General features: G+C 57.4%; 9 protein-coding genes and 1 pseudogene. All 10 read right to left on the reverse strand.

Annotated features, from left to right (window positions below; translation table 11 throughout):
- Window positions 1-18 precede the first annotated feature (18 nt).
- The 10 genes and pseudogenes from OMP38_RS20520 to OMP38_RS20560 all read right to left on the reverse strand — a co-directional run bounded on the left by OMP38_RS20520 (window position 19) and on the right by OMP38_RS20560 (window position 12,469).
- Complete coding sequence (locus OMP38_RS20520; protein WP_277566728.1) at window positions 19-816, reverse strand: hypothetical protein; 798 nt, start codon at window positions 814-816, stop codon at window positions 19-21.
- Window positions 813-2,723 (reverse strand): heparinase II/III domain-containing protein, encoded by a 1,911-nt coding sequence (locus tag OMP38_RS20525; RefSeq protein WP_277566729.1) that lies wholly within the window; start codon window positions 2,721-2,723, stop codon window positions 813-815. Before OMP38_RS20525 ends, OMP38_RS20520 begins: the two co-directional genes overlap by 4 nt.
- Window positions 2,724-2,814: 91 nt before the next feature.
- The gene (locus OMP38_RS20530; RefSeq protein ID WP_277566730.1) at window positions 2,815-4,173 is read right to left on the reverse strand and encodes an ABC transporter substrate-binding protein; all 1,359 of its coding nucleotides are present in this window, start codon (window positions 4,171-4,173) and stop codon (window positions 2,815-2,817) included.
- Window positions 4,174-4,301: 128 nt separating this feature from the next.
- Window positions 4,302-5,138: a carbohydrate ABC transporter permease gene (locus OMP38_RS20535; protein WP_277566731.1), complete on the reverse strand. Its 837-nt coding sequence runs from the start codon at window positions 5,136-5,138 to the stop codon at window positions 4,302-4,304.
- Window positions 5,139-5,151: 13 nt separating this feature from the next.
- Window positions 5,152-6,096 carry a carbohydrate ABC transporter permease gene (locus tag OMP38_RS20540; protein ID WP_277566732.1) on the reverse strand — a complete coding sequence of 315 codons (945 nt, stop codon included), beginning with the start codon at window positions 6,094-6,096 and terminating at the stop codon, window positions 5,152-5,154.
- A 102-nt stretch (window positions 6,097-6,198) separates the two neighbouring features.
- Window positions 6,199-7,536 (reverse strand): response regulator transcription factor, encoded by a 1,338-nt coding sequence (locus tag OMP38_RS20545; RefSeq protein ID WP_277566733.1) that lies wholly within the window; start codon window positions 7,534-7,536, stop codon window positions 6,199-6,201.
- 67 nt (window positions 7,537-7,603) lie between these two features.
- Window positions 7,604-7,771 (reverse strand): annotated as a pseudogene (locus OMP38_RS36090) (response regulator); the annotation flags it as partial.
- A complete protein-coding gene (locus OMP38_RS20550; protein ID WP_277566734.1) occupies window positions 7,743-9,488 on the reverse strand; it encodes a sensor histidine kinase in 1,746 nt (581 codons plus the stop codon). The gene OMP38_RS20550 and the pseudogene OMP38_RS36090, both read right to left, overlap by 29 nt.
- 233 nt (window positions 9,489-9,721) lie before the next feature.
- The gene (locus tag OMP38_RS20555; protein WP_277566735.1) at window positions 9,722-11,425 is read right to left on the reverse strand and encodes a hypothetical protein; all 1,704 of its coding nucleotides are present in this window, start codon (window positions 11,423-11,425) and stop codon (window positions 9,722-9,724) included.
- A 3-nt stretch (window positions 11,426-11,428) separates the two neighbouring features.
- Window positions 11,429-12,469, reverse strand: coding sequence for a glycoside hydrolase family 88/105 protein (locus tag OMP38_RS20560; RefSeq protein WP_277566736.1), 1,041 nt, complete (start codon window positions 12,467-12,469; stop codon window positions 11,429-11,431).
- Window positions 12,470-12,545: the final 76 nt, after the last annotated feature.

The raw sequence follows: 12,545 nt of genomic DNA on the forward strand, positions 1-12,545 counted from the left end.
AACGACTGGCCGATGGCCTCAAGATCCTCTCCGCGCTCCAGACGCTGCCGGATTTGCTCGATTTTCGCCTTGGCCTCCTGCTTGTCCGACTGGCCCGCTTCCCCCTGGAGCTGTCGAGTAGGGAATTTCGACCTTGTACGTCCTGATCTCGCCGACTTCGGCGTATAACGCGTCCTTCCACGCTTCATAAGCGTCCCTCGCCGCTTGTTCGGACACGGGGTCTTCCCGCTCGTAGAGCAGCTGTTTGAGCTTCAGCTCCCTATTCGTATTGAGATACGTATAGTAGCCCCATTCGTCGTACTGGCGAGGGCCGTAGATGACCTCGTTGCGCTTGACCGCGTTCGCCCTTCTGCGGTTCTCTTCGGCCCATTTCTCGAGAAAAGCGGCGTAGGAAAGGTCGTCCAACAGCCCGTTTTGGCTGGCCAGGCGCTGCACCGCCTTGACGCGCTTGATCTGCTGCAGCGCCATCTGCTTCGCCTTCGCGAGCGGAACCTCCCCTTGATAGGAGGTATCCCAAAAGGCCGGCGTGGCATCCGCGTCGTATGTCGTCTTAAAATAGCTCGCGACCTGCGCCTTTACCTGGTTCAGAACCAAACTGAACTCCCTCTGATCCACCGGGATATCGTCGATGTAGCCCATCGCGGCGTGCGGAGCGTCGCCCCCGTTCCCTGACAGCGCAGGGAGGCGGCCTGCGAAGAAAATCAGGGCGAAAAGCGCGATCCCTCCGGCCAAAGCCGCCGCGAGGCCGTACGATCTCTTCATGCGGTACGATCTCTTCGTTCCGTAAGATCTCTTCATGCCGTACGATCTCTTCATGCCGTACCGCCTTCGCCTTCGCTATCCGCCGCCGTAATTCGGAACGTCCAGTCCCCGCGTTCGACCTCGCCGGCTGCGATGAAGGCGATGCGGTACAAGGCGTCGCCCCATACCCGCCTTAACTGTTCGTCGACGACTTCGATCCGCTCGAACGCGACGCCCCACTGCTCCGGCTCGTAATCGATCGTAAGCGCGCCGCCATCCCCGTCCGACAGAAGAATGCGCCCTTCGCGCGCGACCGTCGGACGACGGCAGGAGATCATATGGAGCCTGACGGACCGGCTCGGCTCCGCGAGCGTGCACTGTTCCCGCAGCGTGATCGCCGCATCCCGTCCCTCCGCACGCTCGAACGCGAAGCTTCGCCGCCAAGCCTTCACCCCGGCCTCCGCCGGGTAAGCGCCCGCCAGATCGAGACCGAGTCGCACCGTTGTATCGCTACGCTCGTAAGCGACCTCCCGTGCCCGGTAGGCGCGACCTTCCTTTTGCCCGAAGCCATTGATGACCGGAAGACTGTGATATTCGGACTGCATCGTCCAGATCTCGTAGCGCTCGGGGCTGAACGTCTTCGCGGTATACGTCTCCACGCCGATGTCGATCAGATACGGCTTACCGTCCGCATACACCACGTAGTGGCCGATATCGTTATGATTGTGGCTTTCGTCGTTGTGCCCCCCCTTGGCTGCCAGATACAACCCGCGTACCGAGCCGTCCTGCTGCCTGGCCGTCATCGCCTGCAGATGGGGCAGCCAGCAGTCTTGGACCAGGGGCGGGCTCAGCGTCCCCTCCGTCTGGATGTCCGCATAAGCAGCGAGGCTGATCATTTCCTGGAAGATAGAGACCATGCCTTCAGTTGGTATGCGGTACGAGGCCATCCCGATCTGTCCCAAAGCCTGCAGTCTGTCGTCCTTGATTCTCCGGCCGTATAGATGAATCAGGCCATAATCGAGCGACGGCATCGCGGAGCCGTCGGCGAAGTTCACGAAGTACGGCCCGCCGACGTACATGCGATAGACGAACTGTCCCAGCTTCTGAATCAACGGCTGATCGTACACTTGAAGCGCGCCGCCGGACGCCCGGTACAGCAGCTCCAGATTGACCAGCAGCATGCCGGCAGCCCGCGCCCAGTAAGTCGAGCCCTCGTCGCAGCCGCCGTCTTCATGCTGAACCTCCAAGTACCGGTCCAGGCTGCGCAGGATTTTGGATAGGACTGCGGCTCTTTGATCCGCGGCCATCTCCTGCAGCAGCGCCACGGTCAACATATTGCCGTTGCACCAAGGATTCCAGTTGTTCGGCTCCCGCTCCCCGAAGCCCATCCACCAGAAATCGTCTCGCTCCATATAGGGAGCCACGATGCGGCGGTCGATCTCGAGTCGAATGCGCTCGCGAATCAGCGGGGACACGCGGTCGAGCGGTCCGCGGAGCAAGAACGAGGTCCAGGCCAGAGCCGCAGCCGTCTCGCCCGCCATCAAGTCGAACAAAGGCTCCGCCACGTTGGAGAGGATTTGCGCCGGGTCACGGGATAGATAATGATGCGCCGGGCTGCACCAGGTCGTCTGCTCGCACAGGAGCCATACGAGGTCGACGATGTCCCCGACGAACCTTCCTTGGCCTTCCAGGCACTCGGCGATCAGCAGCGCGCACAGCGCGCTTCGCCTGGCCGCGTCGACGGCTTCATACCGCGCGCGGCTGCCCTCGGTAAAATAGGCCATGAACGCGGAGGCGCGAAGCGTCGGCAGGTCCGCGCCTACATGCCGTTCCGCCGCGCGGATCCATTCCTGTCGCAGCTTCTCCGGCATCCTGCCCCAGGCCTCGCGATCTTCCCATGCCGGAAATAGACGTCCCGTTATGTCCTGACCCAGAATGTGCGCGGCGACATCCTCCGCCGAGATGAATGCAGTAAGTTTCATGGCGCGTATCCTTCCTGAACAGAAGAAGGCTGGCAGAACCTCTCGAAGCGCCCCGCCAACCTTCTGCTTTCCTTATCCGATTTTGATTTCCTTATTTCGCATTCTGCTTAATGATCTTGTCCGCTTCTTCCATCATGCGCTTCTGCGCTTCTTCGACGGAAAGGTTGTCGAGAATAAAGCTCGAGTACCCGTTCTCCAGCACCTTCTTCAGCTGATTCTGGTAGGACGCGGAAATGTCGGTCGTCGCGTTGGTTCTCAGCCGCTTGTCGGCCAGAACCGCCGTCAGCGAAGGCAGGTCGATCAGATCCGCGTTGCCGCCATACAGCCGCTCCAGCAGCGCCTTCGTATCCGTCTTCTTCCATCCGGACAAGTCGGTGCGGGCGCTGTCCTCCGTCGACATGTAACGGACGAACTTGTACGCTTCTTCCTTGTGCTTCGAGTTGTTCGCGATCGCCACGTAGGAGGCGCCAAGACTGGTCAGGCCCGGCTCGACGTCCTTGGACGAACGCGGCATCGGCGCGAACACGGTCTTGAAAGTGTGCGGGTTTTTGGCCTTGTCCGCAAGGGCCGCGATCAGGAACGAACCGGTCATGATCATCGCCGCTTTGCCATTGACGAATTCGGTCCCGTAGTTCAATTTGCCGCCCACGACGTCCGAGTAAGTTTGGATCGATTTGTCTTCTTTCTCCATCGCCTTCCGCAGGTTGAAGAAATAGGCGAAGGAAGGATCGTTGAACGCCGGCTGCATATCCGCGGTCAAGTACGGATTTTTCAACTCGGCGTAGGCGATCGGGTTCGCGTATTCGCCCCAGGTGTGGAAGTACGACCCGAATTGCTTGTCGTTGCCTTCGCCCTTGGTCAGCTTTTTCGCATACGTCCGGAAGTCGTCCCAGGTCCAGTCGTAGGGCGGCGCCTCCAGGCCTGCGGCCTTCAGCGCGTCTTCGTTCAGCATGATCAGCCAATCGGTGGCGGTGTACATCGTTGCATAATAATTGCCGTTGTACTTCGGATTGATGTAGTACTCTTCATCGGGCTTGACGTTGTCCTTCTGATACAGCTCGTTAAGCGGGGCGAGCACGCCTTGCGCGGCGCGCGCCATCGTCTCGTCGATGTTCGAGTACTGGACGACGTCCACCTGCTCGCCGGAAGACATCATGACGTCCAGCTTTTTCATCGATTCGACGGAGTTGCCGGGTACCAGGCTTACCGATTCGACTTTGATGCCGGGATTTTTGCTTTGAAAATCTTCGATCAGCTTTTTCGTATTCGGCTCCGCGATCTCGTTGTCCCAGTTGTAATATTTGATCGTGACCGTCTCGGCGGGCGCCGACGCCGTTCCTGTCGCGGACGTCGAAGCCGTTCCCGACGCCGCGGACGACGCGGCGTTATTTTCGTTTTTCCCGCCGCACCCCGCGAGCACAGACGTGGCGATCAGGATGCTGCTGAGCATAGCGGCACTTGTTTTTTTTCAATTCGTTTTCCCCCTCGTTCATTGTGGTTTACAGTTCAAATTGTACAATCGGGCAAGCCGCCCGGATGTGGACGATTTTTTTGTTTTTTTGTGCGCTTTGTTGACTTCTATCCTTTCACGCCCCCGAGGGATATCCCTTGAATGACCTGCTTCTGAAGCACGATAAACACGAGGAGCAGCGGCACGATGGCGGACAGCGACGCCATCATCGTCAAAGACACGTTGTCGGCGAATTCGGACTTGAACAGCTGCATGCCGAGCGGGATCGGATACAGCTCCTTGCTGATCAGGAAAATAAGCGGGCCCTGGTAATCGTTCCAGCTCCAGATGAACTTGATGATGCCGACCGTCGCCAGAATCGGCTTGCACAGCGGCAGCATGATCCGCAAAAAGATCAGCGTATAACCGGCGCCGTCCATTTTGGCCGCTTCGAGGTAATCATTATGAATGCCGATCATGAACTGGCGCAGCAGGTAGGTGAAGTAAATCGAGAACATTCCCATCACGATTAGACCAAGATGCGAATTGTACAAATGAAACCATTTGAGCAGGAGATACCTGGGGACGAGCGTCGCTTCGTTCGGGATGATCATGAGCGACAGCAGCAAGCCGAACGCCAGATTCCGCCCTTTGAACCGAAGCTTGGCCAGCGCGAACGCGGACATCGACGAGACGATGAGCGTCAGCAGCGTCATGGCGGCTGCCAGCTTGAGCGAGTTGAAGTAAAACAATCCGAACTGGACGTTGCTCATCCACACTTCCTTGAAATTGTTCACGAAGTTCCAATGCGCGGGAATCCACTGGATCGGATAAACCATGACGTCCTTCTCGTACTTGGATGCCGACGACGCCATCCAGATCAGCGGCGTCAGGAACAGCACGGAGATCGCGCCCATTACCGCCGTCGTCAGCCATTTGAATGCTTTGCGCTTTCGCGTCATCATGTCGTTCTCCCCCTCATTCCTCGACCTTCGTTCGCTGGATTTTCCACGTGATCAGCGTGATTGCGCCGACGATGAGGAAGAGCAGCCAGGAGATGGCCGACGCATAGCCCATTCTGAAATTGTGGAAGCCTTCGTCGTAGATGCGATAAACGAGCACCGTCGAGGATTCGTTCGGCCCGCCGTCGGTCAGGAAGGCGATCAGGTCGAATACTTTGAAGGAGGCCATCAGCGTCGTGATAATCAGGAAGGAAAGCGTGGGGCCGAGCAGGGGCAGCGTGATTCGGGCAAATTGCTGCGCCTGATTCGCGCCGTCGATGTCCGCCGCTTCGTACAACTCCTCCGGGATGCCGGACAGGCCGGCGATAAAGATGACGATCTGGTACCCCAGCGCCGCCCAGATCGCGATGACGATGATCGCGGTCAGCGAATAGTTCGTGTCGGCCAGCCACTTGGGCGGGTTCGCGATGCCGAGCCCGATCAGGAACCGGTTGATCGGCCCTTGGGACGGATGGAACAATGCGCTCCACACCGCCCCGATCGCGACGATGGAGGAAATATAGGGGATGAAGAAGGCGACCTTGAAGTATTCCTTCCCGTAGACCTTGGAGTGGATGACGACGGACAGGAGCAGCGCCAGGACGATCCCGACCGGCACGACGCACGCCGTGTAGGTAATGTTGTTTTTCAATGCCATAAAGATCTTGTTATCGTCCAGCAGCGCCCGATAATTGTCCAGCCCCACCCACTTGATGGCGGACAAGCCGCCGACCAGATTCCAGTCGCAGAAGCTCAGGAAAAGCGAGAACAAGATGGGAAACACGCTTAAGAGCAGCACGCCGATGACCTCCGGGGCCAGGAAGAGCCAGGCGGCGAGCGTCTCTTTTCTTTCGTTGTTCCAAAACCTTCGTTGCGATTGGTAAGCCGGAATCCCGGCCCTGACCATCGTCTTCGCCAACATGCTCACCTCAATCGGAAATGGTTGATAGGTTTACTATAGGCCACTTCCGGTGTGAACGAGGCGTACCGATTTTTACTCCTTTGTGCAAAATATTTACTTCGGTTACCGGTAGTCCTTCGGGCTGACGCCAACGTACTTTTTGAAGATTTTGGAGAAGTACGTGCGATCTGCGTATCCGAGCTTTAAGGAAATCATCTCGATGTTCTCTTGCTTGCCCTTGAGCATCTGACACGCCAGCTTCATCTTGAAGCGATGGAGAAAATCCGTAAAATTCATGCCGGTCTCCAGCTTGAAGTAACGCGACAAATAGCTTGGGTTCAAATAAAGATGGTTGGCCACGTCGACCAGCGACAAATTCTCGGACAGATGTTCCGAGAGGAATCGTTCGATCTGCTGGATTTTCGGCTTCCGGTCGACGGGAGGCGTCTTCGTCGCGAACAATTCGCCGATTTTCGTCCGGACGAGATGCATCGTATCCTCCAGCCGTGCGGTCCTGACCAGGCATTCGTGAAAAGCGTTGTCGCTGTTCCGATTGTCGTCGAGCTCAAGCACCCGGATCCATTGGGACGACCTGAGCTTCCACTCCTCCGGCTCTAGACGCAGCTCCGCCGCTTTCTGTTGGATTTGGTTCAGCAAGGCGTCGACCGATGGCTCGTCATGCTCTTTGAAAGCCTTGCGAATCTGCTCCCATTCCGCGCTGACGGCGTTCCAGACATCGCTCGTCCACGGCTTGGCGTCGTAGGGCGGCATATGGCCGAAGGCAGGTCCGTCATAATAAGACGACCGATTCCATTCCTTCAGCTTCTTGTACTGCTGTCGAAGCGACGCGAGGTCTTTGACGGGGCTGCCGTACGACAGGTAGACCTCGATGCCCAGATACTCTCTGATCTTGTCCTTCAGCGTCCGCAAGTACCGTTCGAACGACTCCATGCCTTTCAGGCGCAAGGAGGGTTGATAGTTGGCTACGCAGACGAAGCCCGCTTGCGGATCGATAAAGGTGGTGACCGTCATCGATTCCAGCGGCAGCTCGCTCGATATATTGCCGATCGCGTACAGCAGCAAGTCCGTGTCCGTATATCGGAATCGACCGGTGAAGGAGAGATATTGAATCGTGCCGATCGCCATTATAAATTGCGGGTGCTTCCAGTCGATGCCCAGTCTTTGCCCGTACCCGAGCATCCCGGCGTCGGCGGAGCCGGACATGAGCTTTTGAAAAAAAGGCTGCTTCAACACTTCGCGGTTTTTCAGCAAATCCTGCTTGTACGCCAGCTCCCTGCGGCTCTCCTTTTCTTCCTTCAGAAGCTGGACCGCCTTCTGGAGCGAGTCGCGGAGCTGCTCCGCCGTCAATTCGTCCTTCAGCAAATAATCGACTGCCTCCAGCTTGACTGCGGTTCGGGCGTAGTGAAACTCTCCATGACAGGTCAGGAAAATAATCTTCACTTCGGGATTCGTTTTTTTTGCACGCCTGCGCGAGCTCCAACCCGTCCATTCCCGGCATGCCGATATCCGTCACGATCAAATCCGGCGACGTCTCGCGAAAATGCTGAAGCGCGCGCTTTGCCGAATGGGCCTGCGCGACGATCTCGAGACCCAGCTCCCGCCAGGGGACCAGCTTGGCCAAATATTTGAGCATGGGCACGTCATCGTCAACCAGCATCGCTTTGAGCATGGACATCCTTCCCTTCTACAGGTATGGAGAGCCTAACCTTCAGTCCGCCGAGCTCGCCCGGCATGAGGCTCATGGCAGCCTTCATGCCGTAGGTCATTCGCAGGCGTCTCTGAACATTGATCAGCCCGACCCGTCTATAGTCGTCCGGCGAATCCGTGTCCGGCTGACGAAGCAGCTCGTTAAACGCATCCAGCCGGTCCTCCTCCATCCCGGATCCGTTGTCCTGGATATCGATCCGGATGCGGTCCTCCTCCTGCACGGCTTTAAGCTCGATACGGGGACTGGGGCCTTCCTCCATAAAGCCGTGCACGATGGCATTCTCGACAATCGGCTGAAGCAGCAGCTTCGGCAGGCTGAATGCCTCGACATCGGCAGAGAGATCGGTAATGAACTGCAGCTGAATATCGTTTCGCATTTGCATGATCTCCACGTAGTGGCCGAGCAGCTTGCATTCGCTGCGCAACGTGGACGCCTCGTTAAACTTTAAATAGGCTCTTAAGAGGCTCATGAGGGAATCGATCTTTTGGCTGTGCGCCGTATCGTCATGCAGAACCAGGCTGCACTTGATCGAATTCAGCGTATTGAGCAGAAAATGCGGCCGAATCTGGGAATATAACGCCTGCAGTTCAAGCACCCGCTTCTGTTCCTGCTCCTGCTCGATGTCGGCGATCAGCGCGTTGATCTGATCCAGCATCCGGTTCAGCGTTCTTCCGAGATCGGCGATCTCGTCGTTTCCCTCCGCCTGGAACCGGATGTTGCGGTTGCCGTTGCCGAATTGCTTGACGCCGGTCTGCAGCTTGCGGATCGGCCGGTGCAACCGCTTGGCCACATAGAACGAGATGAACAAAAACACGACGCAAAACGGAATGACGATCAAAATCGAAAGAAAAAACGTCCGAGATATTTGCCCGGTGACTTCTTTCTTCGAATTCGCGTACAAAAGAGACCATCCCGACTTGGGAATGGCCACCGCGTTCCGAATCTCTCCCGTTGCCGAATCGGCCCCCATGGATGCTGCCATCGGACCGGCGGCGATGAGATCGCCGTTCGAATCGGTCAGCGTCATATTGCCCGACATGACCTGGCCGAACAGCTTTTCAAAGTACTTGCTGGAGATGACGATCACCAGGGTGGCCAAGTACTGGTTGTCGGACGGATCCTTCAACGCTCTCGCGATAAAGTAGTTGTCCGGCTCCTGTTCGGCATCGTTTTTGATCGTACCGAGCCATTGCAGCACCTTCGGATTGTTCTTATTGACTCGTCCTTTTACGTCATGCCAGCTCTTCTCGACCTGTTCGGGGGTGAGCGTCCACGTTTCCGACGATTCCGCTATGAAATCGTTCTCATTCGCTACAAACATAAAAATATCGGTATTCATCGTCTTGACGGACACCTGACTGAAGAAGTCCTTGATTTGCTGGTAGGCCGCGTAATTCCGCGAGCTATCGATGCTTTTGATCGTCTTAAACGTCCGAAGGGGATCAAGCGCCTGCTTGTCCTGCACGAAAAAATTGGAGGCATACGCGATATCGTCGAGCATCTTCTCGATGTCCTTCGCCATAACAGTCAGCACCGATTGGTTGCTGAGCTGAATCTTGTCCTTGACGATGCCTTGCGTATTGGAATAGCTGATGAAGGAAATGAACACCATCGGAAGAAAAATCAAAATCAAGAAGGAAGCCTGGATTTTCGTGTAAAAAGAACGATGAAGGAAATGCCGCATGCCACTCCCACTTCCTTATCCCTATTCATGAGCAATCCGTCTGTCTGCCGTCGTCTTAAATTTCGACTTTTTTTCGAAGAAACCCCTGCCTGTATCATAATTGAAAAGCATTCGCTTGCAAGCGTAATCTCATTACGCATTTGTGCATTATTTTTACGTGCGGCAAGCAACGAAAAAAGCCTCCAATATGCTGAAGCAGCATTGAAGGCTTATCTTATTCTTAACACCCATAATTAGGCCATTTGCTTTAGCAAAACCGGAGGCAATTGAACTTTGTTCTCTTTGTAAAGCTCGCCGGTCTTCCGCGGCTTCTGCGGCACGGCGATGGCCGCCAATCCGTCGTCCGTCTGAATGGACGCGGTCACCCATGACTCGCTCGACTGGATGTCTACGGCCGGCAGCGGCCGGTCCTCGCCCAGCGACAGCTCAAAAATCCAGACGGCCCGCTCCAGCGCGTGAAAATCGAAATCCCGCTCCTCGCCCGTCGAGATCACATAGTCCAGACCTAGGCCTTCCTCGCTTCGCTCTACTTGCAGCTGGAGCTCGCCGTAATCCGATCGGTCTACGACCGCCTCCACCTGCAACGCCGTCTCTCCGATTAAGGTCACAAACCCGGTGCCCGTCTGTGTCGTCGGCAGCTCCGCGTTCGCCGCGTTTCCGCCGAGGAGAAGCCGGATGCGCAAATCCCTCGCTCTGAACCTGCCGTTAATGATGTCCAGGTCCTGATGCCAACCGCCGTTGTCCGTCGCCAGGTTAAAGCCGAACAGCGCCCGCCCGCGCGACTGCACCCCCGTGAAGATCGCCGAACAGAAGTCCTTGCCGTCCTTTAGAAATTGGAGCTGGATCGACACTGCATTTCCAGCGCCGCTATCCACGTAACCGAGCAGATTGCGGCGCTGGTTCCACATGCTGCCCAACGTATAGCTGCCAAGCGACAGCCGCTCGTTCTGGTACGTCGTCGCATAATTTTGATAACCCGTTTCGTCCGCCTTCAGCGTCGGCTCCGTGAAGTAGCGCTCCTCCGTCGAGGTGAATAGATAGCGGTACTTTTCAGGGCAACGAATATGCGCCTGCTCCCGCTCCTGCCCTTGCCCCCGGCCAAGCGCATGTTCAAGAAACGCCTTCTCGTTCGGCCGCAGCTGCGTGCTGTACGTCCGGCTGTGCGGGCCGCTCCACGCGCCCGTCGCCGGATGATAGTGCTTCGCGATCATGTGCCAGGCAAGGTCCAGCAACTCCTCCGCGTCCGCGACCGCCCCGGCCGTGCCCGACTCCGCGTAGATGCCGTGCAGTTCTTCGATCGCGATCGGCGTATAGCAAGGGCTGTTGAACTCCGAAAACGTCCCGATGGCCTTCGTGTAGTTGCGGAACGTTCGGAGACGCCGCTCGCCGTAGCTGCGAATCTCCTCCTGGCCGAGCAGCTCGCCGCCAAGCAGCGTGACGAGCGCGCCCATGATGGCAATGTTCGTATAATGCGGGCCGACATTGCGGATAATGATCGCTTGGCAGGCGTGGTACACGGCGCCGCGCAGCTTGCCGATGAGCGAAGGCGAGAGCAGTCCGGCGTGGCGCTTCAAGATAAGCGCGAGCTTCTTGCCGTGAAAATCCGCCATATTCCAGTCCGGACGATCCATCTCGTCCAGCGACTCCTCGTCAAAGTACGGCCAAATCCCGTAAGTCGAACGACTCGGATCCTGGTCCTGCCGGGCAACGACGACTTCCAGGATGTCCGCCGCCCGCTTCACGTTCGCCTCGCCGCCATACTGCAGCAGATCGAACGCATAGCAGGTCGAGACGTATAGCTCGTAAGCGAAAGGATGCCGATCCGGCGTTAACGCCGTGTGATAGGTCTTCGTCATGGGAACGCGAACCAGCTTGATATCGGCATCATAAGCTTTATCTTTAGCTTGGATCGAGGCGAGAAGCTCGGCCTTATGCATGATCTACGCGCTCCTTTGCGATATTTTAGTGAGCAGCATCAGCACCAGGCCTTGCCCGTACAGGGCCGGATACGTCGGTACGTCATCCTGGTAAGCCTCGATCGTCGGCATCACCGGCGTGCCGCCGGATACGCCGGTGACCACGCCCTCATCCGTGATATAAGGGGCGATCGCACGATAGGCGCGCTCCGCGCTCGCCGCGTATTCCTCTTCATTGGGGACCAGCTTCATCTCGGCCGCCTTCAGCATACCGTAAGCAATCCCCGCGCTGCCCGACACTTCTCTGTAAAAGTCAGGCCGGTCCATCACCGTGCTCCATAAGCCGTCCTCCTGCTGATAGGCGAGGAGCCCGCTCATCAAGCGGCCGTATCGATCCTTCAGCTCCTGCGGAATGTCGACCAGCCGGCCAATCTCCGCTACGATCATCGGGACGCCTGTGGCAATCCAGGCGTTCGCCCGCGTCCAGCGCGCGCCCGACATATGATCGCCCGAGGCGCAGTTCCAGCCGTGGAACAGCACGCCGGTCTGCGGATCCTGCAGCAAGCGCAGATGGATCAGCACCTGCTTCATCGCCTCCCGGGCGTATACTTGGCTTCCGAGGAGAGAGGCCGTTCGCGCCAGAAACAGCACCGCCATGAAGATCGTATCCGCCCACACCTGCTCGGAAAACGCCACGTTTTCCGTCACCGTATGTTCGAACGCCTCTTCGCGCGTGCGCGGTGCCTCATGCAGCAGCCATTCGGCGACGCGCACCGCTTCATCCTTGAAGCCGGTATCGCCCGTCAGCCGATACAATGTGGGGAAGATCGCAAACGGAGCGATGGCGTTAATCACCGCTTTCCCCCTGGCCTTCGCTTCGTTCCGTTTCACCCATTCCTGCAAATACGCGAGCACCCGCTCATCGCGCGTCGCCTCGTAGTATTCCAGCAGCGCGATGACGCCAACCCCCGGGACCCAGTCCCAGTGATCGATGTCCATTCCCCAGTGTCCTGAATGATTCTGTGTCATTTGCCGCCATACTTTTTCCGCATCGCTTCCGACCATGGCCGCCCCTGCCCTTCGTCCTCTGGTAAATTACCGGTTACTTGCACGGTATGTTCAAGAGGAAGAATTCATACGT

Source organism: Cohnella ginsengisoli (assembly GCF_029525555.1).
Classification (GTDB): Bacteria; Bacillota; Bacilli; order Paenibacillales; family Paenibacillaceae; genus Cohnella; species Cohnella ginsengisoli.

Coding starts and splice junctions, on each gene's coding strand:
- OMP38_RS20520 (WP_277566728.1), bottom strand. CDS start 816: ATGAAGAGATCGTACGGCATGAAGAGATCTTACGGAACGAAGAGATCG.
- OMP38_RS20525 (WP_277566729.1), bottom strand. CDS start 2,723: ATGAAACTTACTGCATTCATCTCGGCGGAGGATGTCGCCGCGCACATT.
- OMP38_RS20530 (WP_277566730.1), bottom strand. CDS start 4,173: ATGCTCAGCAGCATCCTGATCGCCACGTCTGTGCTCGCGGGGTGCGGC.
- OMP38_RS20535 (WP_277566731.1), bottom strand. CDS start 5,138: ATGATGACGCGAAAGCGCAAAGCATTCAAATGGCTGACGACGGCGGTA.
- OMP38_RS20540 (WP_277566732.1), bottom strand. CDS start 6,096: ATGTTGGCGAAGACGATGGTCAGGGCCGGGATTCCGGCTTACCAATCG.
- OMP38_RS20550 (WP_277566734.1), bottom strand. CDS start 9,488: ATGCGGCATTTCCTTCATCGTTCTTTTTACACGAAAATCCAGGCTTCC.
- OMP38_RS20555 (WP_277566735.1), bottom strand. CDS start 11,425: ATGCATAAGGCCGAGCTTCTCGCCTCGATCCAAGCTAAAGATAAAGCT.
- OMP38_RS20560 (WP_277566736.1), bottom strand. CDS start 12,469: ATGGTCGGAAGCGATGCGGAAAAAGTATGGCGGCAAATGACACAGAAT.